General features: G+C 69.8%; 16 protein-coding genes. 4 read left to right on the forward strand and 12 right to left on the reverse strand.

The window, feature by feature from the left end; all coding sequences use genetic code 11:
- The 8 genes from B0I28_RS11435 to pruA form a co-directional block, all read right to left on the reverse strand.
- On the reverse strand, positions 1-1,367 hold a 1,367-nt coding region (locus tag B0I28_RS11435), incomplete at its 3' end, for a hypothetical protein (RefSeq protein ID WP_146148050.1).
- A gap of 10 nt (positions 1,368-1,377) precedes the next feature.
- Positions 1,378-1,908: a hypothetical protein gene (locus B0I28_RS11440; protein WP_146148051.1), complete on the reverse strand. Its 531-nt coding sequence runs from the start codon at positions 1,906-1,908 to the stop codon at positions 1,378-1,380.
- A complete protein-coding gene (locus tag B0I28_RS11445) occupies positions 1,898-2,512 on the reverse strand; it encodes an RNA polymerase sigma factor (protein ID WP_106363978.1) in 615 nt (204 codons plus the stop codon). Before B0I28_RS11445 ends, B0I28_RS11440 begins: the two co-directional genes overlap by 11 nt.
- 9 nt (positions 2,513-2,521) lie before the next feature.
- Entirely contained in the window at positions 2,522-4,069 is a 1,548-nt protein-coding gene (locus B0I28_RS11450; RefSeq protein ID WP_146148052.1) for a S8 family peptidase, read from the reverse strand.
- 306 nt (positions 4,070-4,375) lie between these two features.
- Entirely contained in the window at positions 4,376-4,672 is a 297-nt protein-coding gene (locus B0I28_RS11455; RefSeq protein ID WP_106363980.1) for a DUF397 domain-containing protein, read from the reverse strand.
- 46 nt (positions 4,673-4,718) lie between these two features.
- Entirely contained in the window at positions 4,719-5,039 is a 321-nt protein-coding gene (locus B0I28_RS11460; RefSeq protein ID WP_181245758.1) for a type II toxin-antitoxin system PemK/MazF family toxin, read from the reverse strand.
- On the reverse strand, positions 5,036-5,293 hold the full coding sequence (locus B0I28_RS27225; RefSeq protein WP_181245759.1) for a hypothetical protein: 258 nt from the start codon (positions 5,291-5,293) through the stop codon (positions 5,036-5,038). The genes B0I28_RS11460 and B0I28_RS27225 overlap by 4 nt, the downstream gene beginning before the upstream one ends.
- Before the next feature lie 77 nt (positions 5,294-5,370).
- Positions 5,371-6,996, reverse strand: a complete 1,626-nt coding sequence (gene pruA / locus B0I28_RS11465) for an L-glutamate gamma-semialdehyde dehydrogenase (RefSeq protein WP_106363982.1) — start codon at positions 6,994-6,996, stop codon at positions 5,371-5,373.
- Between the two features lie 204 nt (positions 6,997-7,200).
- Here pruA and B0I28_RS11470 point away from each other — a divergent pair, with 204 nt between their 5' ends.
- A complete protein-coding gene (locus B0I28_RS11470; RefSeq protein ID WP_106363983.1) occupies positions 7,201-8,109 on the forward strand; it encodes a hypothetical protein in 909 nt (302 codons plus the stop codon).
- Here B0I28_RS11470 and B0I28_RS11475 read toward each other — a convergent pair.
- Both B0I28_RS11475 and secA read right to left on the reverse strand, forming a co-directional pair.
- Positions 8,061-8,531, reverse strand: a complete 471-nt coding sequence (locus tag B0I28_RS11475; RefSeq protein ID WP_146148053.1) for a DUF6912 family protein — start codon at positions 8,529-8,531, stop codon at positions 8,061-8,063. The genes B0I28_RS11470 and B0I28_RS11475 overlap by 49 nt on opposite strands.
- Before the next feature lie 16 nt (positions 8,532-8,547).
- Positions 8,548-11,454: a preprotein translocase subunit SecA gene (secA, locus tag B0I28_RS11480; protein ID WP_106363985.1), complete on the reverse strand. Its 2,907-nt coding sequence runs from the start codon at positions 11,452-11,454 to the stop codon at positions 8,548-8,550.
- Positions 11,455-11,566: 112 nt separating this feature from the next.
- Here secA and B0I28_RS11485 point away from each other — a divergent pair, with 112 nt between their 5' ends.
- The 3 genes from B0I28_RS11485 (at position 11,567) to B0I28_RS11495 (ending at position 14,962) form a co-directional block, all read left to right on the forward strand.
- Entirely contained in the window at positions 11,567-12,688 is a 1,122-nt protein-coding gene (locus tag B0I28_RS11485; protein WP_106363986.1) for a GNAT family N-acetyltransferase, read from the forward strand.
- Between the two features lie 72 nt (positions 12,689-12,760).
- Positions 12,761-13,729, forward strand: a complete 969-nt coding sequence (locus B0I28_RS11490; protein ID WP_106363987.1) for a GNAT family N-acetyltransferase — start codon at positions 12,761-12,763, stop codon at positions 13,727-13,729.
- Positions 13,730-13,804: 75 nt separating this feature from the next.
- Complete coding sequence (locus tag B0I28_RS11495; protein ID WP_106363988.1) at positions 13,805-14,962, forward strand: Ig-like domain-containing protein; 1,158 nt, start codon at positions 13,805-13,807, stop codon at positions 14,960-14,962.
- Between the two features lie 70 nt (positions 14,963-15,032).
- Here the strand turns inward: B0I28_RS11495 and hpf are convergent, their stop codons facing one another.
- Positions 15,033-15,707: a ribosome hibernation-promoting factor, HPF/YfiA family gene (gene hpf / locus B0I28_RS11500; RefSeq protein WP_106363989.1), complete on the reverse strand. Its 675-nt coding sequence runs from the start codon at positions 15,705-15,707 to the stop codon at positions 15,033-15,035.
- Between the two features lie 395 nt (positions 15,708-16,102).
- On the reverse strand, positions 16,103-16,750 hold the full coding sequence (locus B0I28_RS11505; protein WP_106363990.1) for a ComF family protein: 648 nt from the start codon (positions 16,748-16,750) through the stop codon (positions 16,103-16,105).
- Between the last annotated feature and the right edge of the window lie 14 nt (positions 16,751-16,764).

Here is a 16,764-nt window from a genome sequence, read left to right on the forward strand (position 1 = left end):
GCCCTGATAGGCTCGACACAGAAGCCTCCTATTGAAATCCGTTGCAGCACAACAGATTCAACAGGAGGCTTCCTCAGTTCGTAAACACGACCTAGTCCTTTAGCGGCCAACTGCACGCCGAGCGCGGAGACTCCGGCTTGGAACTCGACGGAGCCGAAGGTGGTCCGGTAGTCGTCGAGGAGATCGAGTCCGGCTCGCAGTTCCGGCATGGGGTCTCTGCCGCGTGCGATCGCAAGTTCGGCCTTCGCAAGGTATCGCGCGAGGTCCTCGGCGAGCGCGTCGTAGCCTGAACCGCCGGACTCGCCGTTGAGCAGTTCCTCCACGCCGTCGAAGGTCTTCGCCTTGATCTTGGCGCGGGCGGCGAGGATCTTGGCCTCTTCGAGACGCAGGGTCCAGCCGCGCTGTTCCAACGCGTCGCAGAGCGCGGCCACCTTCTCCGCGAAGTCAGGGCCTGTCTGGCCCGAATCGAAGCGGCCCTGGAGGATCAGGAGGCGGGCGAGGAACGCCATCGGTTCATTGCCCTGCTCGTAGAGCGAGTCCATGGCCTGCCGAGCCCAAGGCTCGACGAGTTCGAAGCGGTTGACCTGGAGTGCGGCCACCGCGCGCCAGAACTCGGAGATGGCGGCGCTGCGGCGGTTACCCGCCAACCGCTGCGCCGCGACCACCTCGGCCCAGCGGTCCGCCGCCTGCCGGTACATACCGGCGTAGAAGAGGGCTTGGGCGTAGGAGAAGTCGACGAAGGATTCGAGGTCGGGGGCATACTGACGGAACTGATCCCGTACATCGTCGAAGGTCAAGAGCGCCTTGGTGACGTCACCGAGGTCGAGCCAGATCAGCGCCTCCAGATGGATCGCCTTGGCGCGATTGACCGGGATATCGACCCGTTCGTAGACCTGGAGCGCCTGCTGGATGCTCTCCATCGCCTTGTGCAGCTCGCCGAGGTCGCGCCAGACCATGGCCCGGTTGTGGAACAGCGCGGCGTACATGTAGTCGGGGCCGTTCGCGGCCAAGTGGGGCTCGGCCTCCTCGAACCAGTGCACCGCATCGTTGAGCCGGCTGCTCTGCCAGAGGTTGAACGCACGCTGGTGAAGCAGGATTCCGCGGTCCGCCGGGTCGGTGAACGGCTCTGCCAGGTCGAGCAGTCGCAGGCCCTCCGCGGATTCGCCCAAGTGGGCCATGTTCACGGACATCACCATGAGCGTCTTCGCGGTCAGTCGCGCTCGCGCAGTTCCGGTCGCCGGAGGGAGTTCAGGGTCCCAATCAAGAAACGACAGCGCCTTTTCGAGTACCTCTGCGGATTCCGCAATGCGGCCGCGCCGGTTGAGGCGCTGTCCCCTGGTGAACAACCGCCAAGCGCTTTGAAGCATTCTTCACATGCTACAGGCGCACAGCGGGTGTCACGACCACCGCGGGGAGCCCCTCTCGCTGCAACGCCTCGTCGGGCCTGATGATCAACTGGAACATCTCGTTGTTGGGCAGGCCTTCGAGTACGAATCGGCCGGTGTCGTCGGTCGTGGCCCGCCTGGTTCCCTGCGGGCTTCTGAGTTCGACGGCGTAGGTGCCCTCCGGCCCGATCCAACCGTCGAGGCGCATCTCCTGCAATGCGGAAGGGCGCGGAGTGACCATCACCGTGACCGTTTCGCAGTCGAAGGTGATCGATGCCGGATCGCCCTGATTCACCGCCAGTTCCGCTTCTCCGCGGACGAGCGTCAATTCCTTGGGCCGATATACGGACGCGACTCTGGCGTCGAGTGCGGCTTCGAGTTCGAGTACGAATTCGACCCGTTCGTTGAGATCGCTCGGCATCGGGTCGTCCCGTTGGTGGAGCTCGTTGATGACCGCGAGAATCCGCTCGTCGCAGGAGTCCAACGGTTCGAACTCGCCCTGGTCCCGCTTGTCAGGTTCCATCTGCATACCGCTCCTCACCTGCGCCCCAGGACGGGTCGTCCAGCAGGGTCTTCCTCATCTTGTCCAAGCACCGGCCCCGTGTGGGCCCGATGCTCCCCCTTTTCATCCCGAGCTCTTCGGAGATGACGTCGTAGTCCGGACGCGGGAACGCCGCCACGTAGGCGAGCAGCGCCCGGCACTTCTCGTCTTGCGCAAGGAAGGCACGGCGTACCGCTTCTCGTTCGTCATCGCGGACGAAACCGTCCTCGATGCCTTCGACGATCGGCTCCTTGATGTCGAGCGGGTCGGAGGCGACTTCCCGCCTCTCGCGCCGGGCGACGTTCCATGCCTCGCGGCTGACCGTGGTGTACAGCCACTTGGTCAGCGCGCGAGGCTTCTCCAACCCGTCCTTGGTGCGCCACAGGCGAAGCCAGGCGGTCTGCACCACATCGGCGGCGCTCTCCGGATCGACGCCGGCCCGCCGCGCCACTCGCCAGAGCGGCTCGGTGAGCTCCTCGATCAGGGTCCGCTGCGCGATGCGGTCGCCGGTACGCGCGGCAACGTAGAGCCGCGCGTACCGGTCGTAGTCGACCGCCGCCACCGATTGAGCCGGAATCGTGTTCATGTCTTCAGGCTAGCGACTCTTCAGCCGGGCGAGGGCCGCGTGAGCGCGCTCCGCGGCCTTGACCGGGTCCTGGATCTCTTCCACTCCCGATTCCGAGATGGCGTTCAGGAGGTAGGCCGCCGCGACCGGGGCCGCGAAAGAAGTGCCGCTCCAGACCGCGTAGCCGGAGGAGAAGTCGTCGAAGTCGTAGCTCTCGCGGAAGCGGTTGCGCATCGTGGACTTGGCGCGGCGCTCGGGTTCGAGCGAACCCGCGGCCTCGCACGGGTACGTGCTCACCAACCCGGCCCCGGTGGCGTAGCACGAGACCCACGGGCCCTCGTTCGAGAACATGGCGATTTCGAGGTTGGGGTTGAGGGCCCCGACGCTCAGGATCGGCGCGGCGTTCTCCGGCTGCTCGTGCGCGGCGAACGCCGCGGGGTAGAACGGCCGGTCGGAGGACTGGTTCCCCGCGGCGGCGACCACAGGGACGCCGAGCTTGGTCAGCCGCTTCACCGCGTCGCCCATCCAGCCGCCGGGGAGGTCGTCGGCGGCCTCGTCCACATAGCCCGTCGCGAGCACGACCACGTCGACGGCGAACGCCTCGGCGTCGCCGCCGCGGGCGGCCTCGATCTGCTCGGCCACATGGTGGAGCGCGCCGATGATCTCGTGCTCGTAAGAGAGGCCGTCGTTGTGGACCACCCGCAGCGAGTACACCTGGACGTCCGGGGACATCTGGCGCAGCAGCCCCGTGATGAAGGTGCCGTGGCCGAAGTGGCTGGCGACCTCGCCGAGGAGGGTCGGCTCGTGGACCGGGCCGTCCCAGGGGTCGTCGAGCGGCGGCGCGGGTGAGTCGTTGTGCTGCCCGAGCTTCGTCTGGAAGGCGTGGTCGACCACCACGAAGGTGTCCTTGCCTTCGCTGCGGTCGGAGATGTCGAACGCCGGGTGCCCGCTGGGAACACCGGTGTCGAGGACCGCGACGCGGAGCCTGCGGTCCAGCTTCTTGCGCTCGGGCATCGGCGCGACCATGTCGACGGGGATGCGGCCGATGGAGTGCTTGTGCGGCCCTCCGGGAAGGGGCGGCTCGCCGGTGCCGACCCCGATGCCGCCGCCCTTCGAGCAGATCATCAAGTGCTCCAGGCGGACCTTCGCCAGGAGCTCTTTAGGAAGGCTCGCGTCGCTCGTGTCGGTCTTCAGCCGCTGGAGGAGCGACCACGCGTCGACCGCGGCCTGGTCGCCGTGAGTGCTCACGACCGGGACGCGGTACGGGCCGGAGCCCGCGACGACCGGGTTGGCGGCCTGGCTCTCCAGGGACAGGCCGGTCGGGCGGATCGCGCCTTCGAGCTTGCGGCGGGCCGCGTCGTCGTTGATGACCGACTCATCGACGAGCAGGCGGTCGTAGCGGTAGATGGTCCCCACGGGGGCCGAGCGGCCCGCGGTGCGGACGACCTGGCCCGGCATGAGGACGCGGCCGCCGTGCCGGTCCAGGGTCGGGTAGGCGAGTTCGGGCACGCCGGACATGTGGTCGCGGCGCGGGTTGGGCTTCAGATGGGGTTCGTTCTCCGCGAACACCAATCGCATGGGAGCTCCTCTTGTCGTCTTCGGGGGTCTATGCGGTTGTCGGGCGAGGAGGGGGATCTCTTCGAGATCGATTCTCCTCACCTTCTGCGAGGCGTGGGGTCCACGCCGGTTCCGATAGGTCGAAAGGCACTCAAGCCCGGAATGCCGCGAACGCCACGGGCTGGACGGGTATCGCGGCTTTCACCAGGGAAGAGGCCCGTGAGACCGGTGGGATACACGCCGGAAGGCGCTATCTGAAGTTGGCACGTTCGAGGGATGCGCAAAGCGCCCCGGAGTCGGACTCCGGGGCGCTTCGAAAAGTGCGGGCTAGGGCTTGGCGGGCTCGTCGTCGTCATCCTCGATGACCTCGACGATCGGCTCGTCGTCCCAAGTGGGGAGGTCGAACTCGCCGTCGCGGACGCCCTCGACGAAGGCCTCCCACTCCGACGGGGTGTAGATGAGGATGTCGCCCTCGGGGTCCTCGGCCATGCGCAGGGCCACGAGTCCGTTGTCGGCGTAGCCGATCTCCAGTGCGGCGGGGGTGCCGTCCTCGTGGGTCGTGCGCTCCCAGCGGGCTTCGGCGGTGTCGAACTCGCCCTTCAGCGGATGCTCACGCTTCGTCATGGGGCAAGCATAGGAAGCGGCGGAATCGTTCCGGCCGCACCCCCGGTCAGTGCAGACCGAGCAGGCGCTTGAGGATCAGCTCGACCTGGAGCATCGCCATACCGTCGGCCACGCCGATGCGCCGAATCATCCGCTCAGCGGACAGGGCACGGATCTGCTCGCACTGCACGTAACTCGTCACCGAAAGGGCGCCTTCGAGTTCGACATGGGTGGGGTAGCCCTTGCGGGTGCGGGAGATCGGAACCACGACCGGGATGCCGACACGGGACATCTCGTCGTGGGAGACGATCAGCGCGGGGCGCCGGAAACCCTGTTCGCGACCGATCGGGTCGCCGAAGTCGCAGAAGTAGATGTCGCCGCGGTTCACTCGTACTCGCTCCAGTCCTCGGGTTCGAGTCCGTCGCGGATCGTCCCTGACAGCTCCTCGGTCTCTCGGAGGATGTCGGCGCGGGCTTCCGGCGTGGTCATGGTGGCCCGGACCTGCGCCCAGAATTCCTCGGTCTCGGCGGCGTCGAGGGCGTGCTCGACCGCGACCGCCATCGACACATGCCGACTGCGAGCGAGGCGGGAGATGCGGTCCCGCAGCTCCACCGGCACCTTGATCGTAGTCATGTCGGTCATACCTTGAGTATACCCAGAGTATGACGGCAAAGCACAGGGTCCGGGACCTCGCGGTCCCGGACCCTAGGTGTGCGGCACTAGCCCTGGTGCGGGTAGCGGTACTCCGTCGGCGGGAGGAAGTTCTCCTTGATGGAGCGGGGGCTGACCCAGCGGACGAGGTTCTGCCAGGAGCCGGCCTTGTCGTTGGTGCCCGAGCCGCGGGAGCCGCCGAAGGGCTGCTGGCCGACGACCGCGCCGGTGGGCTTGTCGTTGATGTAGTAGTTCCCGGCGGCGAAGCGGAGGGCCTCGCTCGCGCGGGCGATGGCGGCCCGGTCGGTGGCGAAGACCGCGCCGGTGAGCGCGTACGGGGCGATGTCGGCGGCCTGGCCCACGACGGTGTCGAAGTCGGCGTCGTCGTAGACGTGGACGGCGTTGATCGGCCCGAAGTACTCCTCGGTGAACAGCTCGTGGGTCGGGTCCGTGGACTCGATGAGCGTGGGCTGCACGAAGAAGCCCTGCGAGTCGTCGGCGGTGCCGCCGGTGACGACGGTGGCCTTCGCGTCCCCTTGCAGGCGTTCGAAGAGCGCGGTGTGCTTGGCGTAGGCGCGGGCGTCGATGACGGCGCCGCCGAAGTTGGCGAAGTCGGTGACGTCGCCGTAGGTGATGTCCTCGGTCATGCCGACGACGGCGTCGCGCAGGCCGTGCTTCCACAGCGAGGCGGGCACGTAGGTCCGCGAGAGCGCGGAGCACTTCTGGCCCTGGTACTCGTAGGCGCCGCGGACCATCGCGACCGCGAGCGCGTGCGGGTCGGCGCTGGGGTGGGCGATGATGAAGTCCTTGCCGCCGGTCTCGCCGACCAGGCGCGGGTAGGTGCGGTAGCCGCCGATGTTGGCGCCCACGGTGGACCACAGGTGCTGGAAGGTCCTGGTGGAGCCGGTGAAGTGGATGCCGCCGAGGTCGGCGTCCAGGAGCGCGACCTCGGAGTGCTCGCCGACGCCGGTCACCATGTTGATGACGCCGTGCGGCAGGCCCGCCTCCAGGAGCACCTGCATGACGACGTGCGCGGCGAACTGCTGGGTCGGCGAGGGCTTCCACACCACGGTGTTGCCCATGAGGGCCGGGGCGGTGGGGAGGTTCCCGGAGATGGCGGTGAAGTTGAACGGGGTGATCGCGAGGACGAACCCGTCGAGGGGGCGGTGGTCCATGCGGTTCCACAGGCCCTTGGAGGAGTTCGGCTGGTGCCGGTAGATGCCTTCGGCGAAGGAGACGTTGAAGCGCAGGAAGTCGATGAGCTCGCACGCGGCGTCGATCTCGGCCTGCGCGGCGGTCTTGGACTGGCCGAGCATGGTCGCGGCGTTGACGGTGTCGCGGTAGGGGCCCGCGAGGAGTTCGGCGGCGCGCAGGAAGACGGCGGCGCGGTCGGCGAAGTCGGTGCGGATCCAGTCGTGGCGGGCGGCCTTGGCGGCGGCGACGGCGTCGGCCCACTCCCCGGCGGTGGCCTCGCGGGCGGTGCCGAGCACGTGGTGGCGGTTGTGGGGCTGGACGACCTCGATCTCGGCGCCGGTGCCGCGGCGCCACTGTCCCGCGATGTTGTGGTCGAGGTCCAGGCGGGTCGCGGCGAGCTCGGCGAGCTTCTTCTGGAGGCTCTCGCGCTCGGGCGTCCCGGGCGCGTACGAATTGACCGGTTCGTTCTCCGGTGTGGGTACCGTAAACAAGGCGTCCATCGCGCACTCCCGTTGATTCGACGGATATTAGGATCACTTGGCTTTGAACACGAGGTTACTAGACCGGTGTCGCTACCGCCATCCTCGCACAGTCCGGGCCTTGCGAACTGGTGCGATGGGAACAAAGACCCCGCGCGGGGGCCCCGGGCCACACCCGCCCGACCGAGCAGTGCGCCGCGGCGGCGCATCCGTACTCTGGGGGTCGTGACCAACACGCAGGAGCAGCCAGCCGCAACCGCCGAGTCCGCCACCGCCGCAGCCGAGCCCCGGCCGGGCCGAGTCGCGCTGTGGGTCCTCGGCGGCGCCGCCGTCGCCTCCCTGGCGGGCGTCGTCTACTCCCTGTACCGCCTCACCGGCATGGCCGACGGCCTCGACGACACCGGCGTCATGCTCCTGGCGAACAGCCTGTTCAGCCCCATCATCGTCACCGTCTTCGCCGGAGCCGTCGCCGGCACGGTCGCGCCGCGGCTGCTCCCGGGCCCGCAGAAGGCCCTCGCGGTCCTCGGCGCGCTCGTCACCGGCCTCGTCACCGGCACTGTCGCCTACCTCGGGTTCGGGGTGGACGCCGACATCGCGCTGGTCCTCGGCCTCGTCCTGCTCGCCTCCGCGCTCGTCGGCGGCCTGTTCGCGCTGCCCAAGCGCAGCGTCCCCGCGGTCGCCGGGCTGAGCGCGGTGCTCCTGCTGCTGGCGTTCATGTTCGGCCGCGGCTTCTACGAGGCCGCGTCCTCGGTGAGCCTGTTCTCCGACCCGCTCGACGAGTACGGCGCGCTCGGCACCGCCATCCCCTTCATCGCCGGGATCGCCTGCGGCGTGTGCGCGTTCCTGTACCTGCGTCAGAAGAAGGCGGGCGTCAAGCTCCTCGGGCACCTGCTCGCGGGGGCCGTGCCCGGCGCGGTCTGGCTCGCCGCCACGATCCTCGCCCAGATCGGCGTCGAGGTGCTCCTGAACGTCGGCCTGAACGAGGTCGCCCCGCTCGACCAGGCCTTCCTCGCCCTCAGCTTCCAGTGGCAGTACAACGGGTCGATGACCGCGCTGTTCGCCGGGGCGCTGTGCGCGGTCTTCGCCTACGGGTTCCTGCTCCCTAAGACGCCCAAGGCCGCCAAGAGCTCCTGAAGCTCCGACGGGGCGTACCAGTCGAGGACGTGCTCCTCGACCGCGGCGAGCTCGTCCGCGGTGCCCGCCGCGGCGATGACCGCGGCGGCATCGGCGTCGTCCATGTGAACCGCCGCGACGCGCTTGAGCTTCACGTCCCCGTCGAAGTCCGCGCCCGTGCCCTCGGCGTGCGCGGTGACGCGCTCGTCAGGGACGTCGGCGGAGACCACGACCCGGCGCGGCTCCGACCCCGGCAGCAGCGCCAGCGACGCGAACGCCGCGTCGTCGAACGCCGTGTACTCCAGGTCCTCCTCGTCGGCCCCCGGCGCCTCGCGCCGCAGCCAGGAGGTCACGGTGTGGACGGCCGACACCGGCTTGAGCTCGCCGGTGTCGGCCAGCGTCCGCAGCATCGCCGCGTTCGCGGGTACGTAGATTCGCGCCATGCCCTTAGTCTGCGCCCTAGTCGGCGGTGCCGCCGGGCGCGCCGTGGCAGCGCTTGTACTTCTTGCCCGAACCGCACGGGCACGGGGCGTTCGGGCCGACCTTCTCGACGTGCCGCTGGCCCGGGTTCGCCTGCTGCGCGGGCGGCGCGGTCGCGGCCTTGCGCGGACCGGCCGATCGCGCCGACTTCGGGGCGACCTTCGCGGCGCCCTTCTGGCCCGCGCCCGGGGTGCGCTTCACGTCGCGCTTCTGGCCCGCGACCGGCTTCGGCGGGCGCTTGAACACCGCGCCGTCCTCGGTCGTCGCCTGGCTCTCCACGCCGCTCGCGTTGTCCATCGACGGCGCCGACTGGAGCAGCATCTCCGGCTTGCGCAGCGGCTCCAAGCCGCGGATCGTCGCCTCCGGCTCGGCCGCCGCCCCGCCCTCGGCGGGCTTGGCCTTCAGCTCGGCGTTCATCAGGAAGCGGACCGTGTCCTCCTTGATGCCGTCGAGCATCGTCTGGAACATGTCGAACGCCTCGCGCTGGTACTCGATGACCGGATCGCGCTGCGCGTACGCCCGCAGGCTGATGCCCTGCTTGAGGTAGTCCACCTCGTACAGGTGCTCGCGCCACTTCCGGTCGATCGTCTGGAGCAGCACCCGCCGCTCCAGCTTCCGCAGCACCTCTTCGCCGAACTCCTCTTCGCGCGCGGCGTAGACCTCGTGCGCGTCCTCCTTGACGGCCTTGAGGAGCGTCTCGGCGTCGAGCTCGTCGAGCCCGCCCGCCTGCTTCACGACCTCCTTGTGCGACAAGGCGATCGGGTACAGCTGCTTGAACGCCGACCACAGCTCGTCGAGGTCCCAGTCCTCGCCGTAGCCCTCGCTCGTGGCGCCCGCGACGTACGCCTCCAGGACGTCGTCGATGAAGTGCCCGATCTGCTCGGACACGTCCTCGCCGTCGAGGACCTTGCGCCGCTCGTCGTAGATGACGGTGCGCTGGTTGTTCATGACCTCGTCGTACTTGAGGACGTTCTTGCGGATCTCCGCGTTGTGGCCCTCGATCTGCGACTGCGCCGACTCGATCTGGCGGGTCACGAGCTTCGAGACGATCGGCACGTCGTCGGGGACGCGCATCCGGTTCATCATGGCGCGCACGGCGTCCGCGTTGAACCGCTTCATCAGGTCGTCCGAGAGCGACAGGTAGAACCGGGACTCGCCCGGGTCGCCCTGGCGGCCCGCGCGGCCGCGCAGCTGGTTGTCGATGCGGCGCGACTCGTGGCGCTCGGTGCCGAGCACGTACAGGCCGCCCGCGTCCTTGACGTCCTCGGCCTCGGCCTTGGTCGTCTCCTCGAACTTCTCGATGGCCTCGGCCCACGCGGCCGAGTAGGTCTCCTCGTCGGCGTCGTCGACGCCGCGCGCGCGCAGGTCGGAGGCCGCGAGGTACTCGGGGTTGCCGCCGAGCATGATGTCGGTGCCGCGCCCGGCCATGTTGGTGGCGACGGTGACGGCGCCGCGCTGGCCCGCCTGCGCGATGTACTCGGCTTCCTTCGCGTGGTTCTTCGCGTTGAGCACGTTGTGCGGGATGCCGCGCTTCTTCAGCAGGCGCGCGAGCATCTCCGACTTCTCGACCGAGACGGTGCCGACGAGGACCGGCTGGCCGGTCTCGTGGCGCTCGGCGATGTCGTCGACGACGGCCTGGAACTTCGCCTCTTCGGTCTTGTAGATGACGTCGGGCTGGTCGCGGCGGATCATCGGCTTGTTCGTGGGGATCGGGATGACGCCCATGCCGTAGACGTTGTTGAACTCCGACGCCTCGGTCTGCGCGGTGCCGGTGATGCCCGCGAGCTTCTCGTAGAGGCGGAAGTAGTTCTGGAGGGTGGTGGTGGCGAACGTCTGGTTCTCCTGCTTGATCTCCACCTTCTCCTTGGCCTCGATGGCCTGGTGGATGCCCTCGTTGAAGCGGCGGCCCGGCAGGACGCGGCCGGTGAACTCGTCGACGATGAGCACCTCGTCGTCCTCGGAGACGATGTACTCGCGGTTGCGCTCGAACAGCTCCTGCGCCTTGATGGCGTTGTTCAGGTAGCCGACGAGCGGAGTGTTCACCGAGTCGTAGAGGTTCTCGATGCCGAGGCGGTCCTCCACGCGGGCCACGCCGGCCTCGGAGATCGCGATGGTGCGCTTGCCCTCGTCGACCTCGTAGTGCTCGTCGCGCTTCATCGAGCGGACGATGTTCGCGAACTCCGTGTACCAGCGCTTGGAGTGCTCGGCGGGGCCCGAGATGATGATCGGGGTGCGGGCCTCGTCGATGAGGATCGAGTCGACCTCGTCGACGAGCGCGAAGTGGTGGCCGCGCTGCACGAGGCTGTCCGCGGAGGCGGTCATGTTGTCGCGCAGGTAGTCGAAGGCCAGTTCGTTGTTCGTGGAGTACGTGACGTCGGCGAGGTAGGCCTCGCGGTGCTTCTCCGAGCCCTCGCCGGGGAGCACGACGCCGACGGACAGGCCCAGGAAGCGGTGGATCTCGCCCATCCACTCGGCGTCGCGGCGGACCAGGTAGTCGTTGACGGTGACCTGGTGGACGCCCTTGCCGGTGAGCCCGTTGAGGTAGACGGGGAGGGTCGAGACGAGGGTCTTGCCCTCGCCGGTCTTCATCTCGGCGATGTTGCCCTGGTGCAATGCGGCGCCGCCCATGAGCTGCACGTGGTAGTGGCGCATCCCGCGGACGCGCCAGGCCGCCTCGCGGACTGTGGCGAACGCCTCGGGCATGAGGTCGTCGGTGGTCTCGCCGTCTTTCAGGCGCTCCTTGTACTCGTCGGTGAGCGCGCGCAGCTCGGCGTCGGTGAGCGCCTTGTACTCGTCTTCCAAGGAGTCGACCGCGTCGGCGATCGCGTTGAGTCGCTTGAGCGCGCGGCCCTCGCCGGCCCGCAGTACCTTCTCGAACAACGACACGGAAGATCAGCCCCCAGCAACGTCTTGACCAGATCGGGTGGATATCCCGGTCAATACTACGCGTAGGCGGCGGCTGGTCCTGACGGCCGTTGGTGGGGCACAATCGGAGGCTATGGAACCCGTCACCCTCGATGCCGACGGCCTGCGGCTCGTCGCCTGGGAGCAGCGGCACCTGCCCGATCTGGCCCGGATCTACGCCGATCCGCTCATCAAGCGGTTCCTCGTCATGCCCCTGCCGTGGGGCGGCTCGGCGCGGCAGCGGTTCGTGGAGGTGCAGCGGCGCCACTGGGGCGGGGAGAACCCGCGGTGGGCCGTCGAGGAGGACGGCGTGCTCGTCGGCTCCATGGCCCTGACGAAGTCCTTTCCCGGCGAGATGACGATCACCTACGTGACCGCGCCGTGGGCGCGGGGCCGCGGCGTCGCCCAGCGCGGCATCCGCGCGGCCGTCGCGTTCGGGTTCGACCGGCTCGGCGCCCGCCGCATCGCGTGGGACGCGATCGTCGGCAACCACGCCTCGCGCCTCGCGGCCCTGCGCACCGGGTTCACCGTCGAAGGGGTCTCGCGCGGCGGCGTCAACCAGCGCGGCGTCACCCGCGACTGCTGGATCGGCGGGATGCTCCCCGGAGACCTGCGCGGCCCCGACGACCCGCCCCCGCACTACGGGATCCTCAAGCGCCAGGCCGCGTTCTTCACCGCACCGCAGCCCGATCTGGAGACCGGCGCCGCGGGACTGCGGTTGCGGCCCTTGAAAGAGGCGGACCTCGACGACGTGGCGGCGGCCTGCGCCGACCCGGAGGTGCAGCGGTTCACGCCCATGCCGCGCGACTACGCGCGGTCCGACGCCGAGCAGTTCCTGCGCGACAAGCGCCGCGCCTGGGACCTCGGCGAGCGCGTCCTGTACGTCCTCGCCGACGAGCACGACCGCTACTGCGGCTCCGTCGAGCTCATGCTCCGCGAGCCGGGCGAGTCGGAGGTCGGGTACCTGACGGCGCCGTGGGCGCGCGGGCGCGGGTGGATGACCGCCGCCGTCAAGCGCCTGTGCCGCCTCGGGTTCGACTCGCTCGCTCTGGAGCGCATCGAGTGGCGGGCCGACCCGGAGAACGAGGCGTCGCTGCGCGTCGCGCAGAAGGCGGGGTTCACGGTGGAGGGCGTGCGGCGGCGGATGCGCAGCGGCCCGCTGGGCCGCCGGGACTCCGTGATCGCGAGCCTGTTCCCCGAGGAACTGGCGCGCTGATCCGGGCCATCCGGTGCGAATCAGACTCCTCAAACGGTTGACGCACCGCCCCTGGGCTGCTTGTCTGGGGACGTGAATTTCTTCGAACCCGTCGCGACGACGGCGTTCGTGCTGCGGCCGTCCGACGCCGCGACCACCGTGGACTGCGGTTTCGAGCCCGACGCCGTGGCGGTGTCCCCCGAAGGCGAGGCGGTGTGGGGCGCCCTCGGGTTCGAGGGCTCCGGGGTCGTCTCGGTGCGGTACTGGGTCGCCCCCGAGCGGCGCGGGAAGCGGCTCGCCTCGGCGATGCTCCGCGCGGTCGCGCCGGTCGTGTTCGAGGCGGGGGCGCACCGGCTCGAAGCGCGCCCGCCCGTGCGCGACCACGCCGCGATCCGCTCGGCGCTCGGCGCGGGCTTCCGGCCCGACGGCGGCGTCGCCCGCGGTGCGGCCTGGGACGGCACCCACGCGCTCACCCTCGGCCTGCTCCCGGGCGACGGCACCGGCCCGTCCCCGCGGGTCCTGCCGGACCTGCCCGGCGGGACGCTCTCCGACGGCGTCATCACGCTCCGGCCGCTCGGCGCCGGCGACTTCGAGGCCCACCTGCGGCACCGCTCCAGCCCCGACGTGTACGCCGGGGCGGCGCTGCCGCTCCCGCCGAGCGCCGAGGAGGCCCGCGAGGTGTGCGAGTGGCGGGCCGCGGTCGACTGGCTGCGCGGGCGCAGCGCCCTCATGGTCATCGACGACGGCGAGGGCTACCAGGGCACGATCGGGCTGTACGACGTGGCGCGGATCGTCGGCACCGGCATGATCGGCTACGACCTGCGCGCGTCGGTGCGCGGCCGCGGGTACGCGACGCGAGCGGTGAACCTGGTGCGGACATGGGCGTTCCGCGAGGTCGGGCTCGACCGGGTGTGGGCCGGGACGGACCTCCACAACACCGCTTCGCAGGCGGTGCTGCGCCGCGCGGGCTTCCGCCTGGAGGGCGTGGAGCGCGGCGGACTGCCGACGCTGGCGGGCCGCAGGCGCGACACGTTGGTGTGGGCTGTGTTGAGCAGCGACTAGCGTGCAACCCAAGGGGTGGGGCCGGGCGTCGGAGATATAGTTATCGCGTCGCTTCGCTTTGTGGAGGAACCCCCTTTGAAACGCCGGTCCTTCGTCGCCGCTGCCTCGGCGACGTCGCTGCTCTCGCTTGCCGCGTGCGCCGAACCCCAGCAGGGGACGTTCACGCCGGCCCCGATCGTGCCCGTAGTGTCGCTCGACGCCGTCGACGACCATGATCCGTCCCAGCCGTTCAACCTCACCGTGGTGGACGGCATCCTCGAAGAGGTCAACGTGACCTCCGACCGGTCCAAGACCATCGAAGGCGACTTCGCCGAGGACCTCACCTCCTGGACCTCGAAAGGCGTGATGGACGCGGGCTCGGTCCACACCGTCGCCGCGAAGGCCGTCAGCTCAGACGGCACCGTCACCGAGTTCGAGCAGACCTTCACCACCGAGCGCCGCGACGGCACCGGCTTCGGGGTGGCCGACGTGACGCCGATCGTGGAGGGCGAGACCGTCGGCGTCGGCGCGCCGATCATCGTGTTCTTCACCGAGGACGCCCCCGACCGGGCCGAGGTCGAGAAGAACCTCAAGGTCGAGTCCGAGCTGGGCCACGAGGGGGCCTGGCACTGGATCAGCGACTCCCAGGCGATCTACCGCACGAAGGAGTACTGGCAGCCGTACCAGAAGGTCACCTTCACGGCGAACTTCGACGGCGTCTTCCTCGGCGGCGACACGTGGGGCGACGAGAACTACGAGGCCGTCATGGAGATCGGGCGGTCGCAGACCTCCCACGCGGACCTGGAGACCCACACCATGACCGTCAAGTTCGACGGCGAGGTGGAGAAGGAGATCCCGATCTCGGGCGGCAACGGCGAGGAGTGGGAGTACTACACGGCCACCGGCGTCCACCTGGTCATGGAGAAGTTCGCCGACAAGGTCATGGTCTCGCCCGGCCGCGAGGAGGGCGACGAGGGCTACTACTCGACGCCCGTCAAGTGGGCCACCCGCATCAACGCCTCCGGCGAGTTCGTCCACGGCGCCCCCTGGAACGGGAGCCTCGGCTCGGCGAACCTCTCGCACGGCTGCCTGAACGCGAGCGACTCGAACGCCGAGTGGTTCTACGGGATCGCCCAGCGCGGCGACCCGGTCGACGTCACCGGCTCCCCGCGCGAGATGCCGTGGAACAACGGCTGGGGCTTCTGGATCAAGTCCTGGGACGACTGGAAGTCCGGCTCGGCCCTGGAGGGCTGACCCGAACGCGTGAAGATCGTTGAGAAAAAGGGGCCCCGGCATCCGCCGGGGCCCCTCTCGCTACGCGGTCCTAGAGGTCGAGCTTGAGCAGGCCGTAGTCGAAGGCCCTGCGGCGGTACACGACGGACGGGCGGCCGGTCTCCTTGTCGTGGAAGAGGTAGAAGTCGTGGCCGACGAGCTCCATGTTCTGGAGGGCGTCGTCGACGGTCATCGGCTCGCCGGGGTGGATCTTCTCGCGGACGATCCGGCCCGGCAGGTGGTCCTCGACGAGGCCGTCGAAGTGGTCGACGTCCTCGGAGATGAAGCGGGCGCGCGCGGCGCGCTCCTTCGCGTCGGGCTCCGCCACGAGGGTCGCGCCCTCGGGGATGCGGCCGCCGCCGTTCGCGGTCGCCTCGGCCACCGAGATCGGGGCCTTGGTGCCGCCGCGCGAGACGCGCTTGCGGTCGGAGGTCTTGCGGAGCTGGTGGCCGAGCTTGGTCACCGCGAGCTCGAACGCGGACCTGAAGTCCCCGGCGCACGCCTCGGCGCGGATGACCGCGCCCTTCGGGCGGCACGTGATCTCGACGCGCTGCGCATGGTCGGCCTGGCGGGGATTGGGCTCGTGATAGAGCTCGACGTCGATCTTGATCGCCTCCCCGTCGTAGCGGGCGAGGTACTTCGCGATCTTGCCCTCGATCTTCTCTTCGACGAGACCGCGGTAGTGGTCGGGGACCTCTACGTTCCGGCCCTTGACGACGATGTCCACCTCTGAACCTCCCAGGTGCGCCGCGCGCTTCCGCGGCGCTGACGTAGTTGCGTGTGCTGGGTCCGGAGCCGTGGTTCCGGTACGGCGGATGGAGCGACCTCCCTTCACGGTCAGGACGGATGCGAACACCTCTGTAGAAGGGGGCGTTCACCTTTGGGCCAACTGGCCTCTGCCGTCTCGTTACCGATCTGAGATTTCGAGACTAACCCCTCGCTCACCGAAAGTCGACCCTTCGGCTACCGGAATTCTCCAATGCTCCGAGGGTGCGCGCACGGATTCCGGCGGAACCGAGACAACTCTTCGCATTCGCGTTCGAACCCTCCAGACGGGGTTGTCGGGATCATGACATAAGGAGGATTGCCGCACTCCCGTCCCGCAAACCCCTGGAGTGCGGTTCAGGCCGCCGCGACGACGACCGCCGCGGGGACCTCTATGCCCGCGTCCCGCAGCACCAGCGCCGCGGCGCGGAGCGTGGCGCCGGTGGTGACGACGTCGTCGACGAGGATCGCGGGGCGGCCCGAGGCGGCCAGCGCCCGGATCGCGCGGGCGGGGCGCAGGCTCCGGCGGGCGGCCTCCTCGCGCTGGGCGGGGGTCAGGCCGACCGAGTCGGGGCGCGGGCGGGCCCGCAGGCACGGGCGCAGGTCGCCGAGCCCGGCGGCCATGCCGGCGACGTGGTCGAAGCCGCGGGCGCGGCGGGCCGCGGCGGTGGGCGGGACGGGGACGAGCACGGCGCCGGGGACCTCGGGGGCGACGACGGCGAGGGCTCCGGCGAGGAGGCGGCCGAGGGCGGGGGCGAGCTCGCGGCGGGACCGCTCCTTGTACTCGTTGAGGGCTTCGGCGAGCGCGCCCGCGTAGGGCCCGGCGGCCACGGCGGGCGGGGCGGCGTGGTGGGGTGTCGCGAGGCGCGGGCGCAGGTCCCGCAGCTCCTGGGCGCAGTCGGGGCACAGGCCCCTCCAGACGCCGCCGCCCGCCGCCCGGGCGCTCCGGCAGGAGGCGCAGGCGGCGGGCAGGAACAGGTCCCGGGCGTCCTCGATGAGGTTCACGCGGGGTCTAACGA

It is taken from the genome of Glycomyces artemisiae (assembly GCF_003002955.1).
Taxonomy (GTDB): domain Bacteria; phylum Actinomycetota; class Actinomycetes; order Mycobacteriales; family Micromonosporaceae; genus Glycomyces; species Glycomyces artemisiae.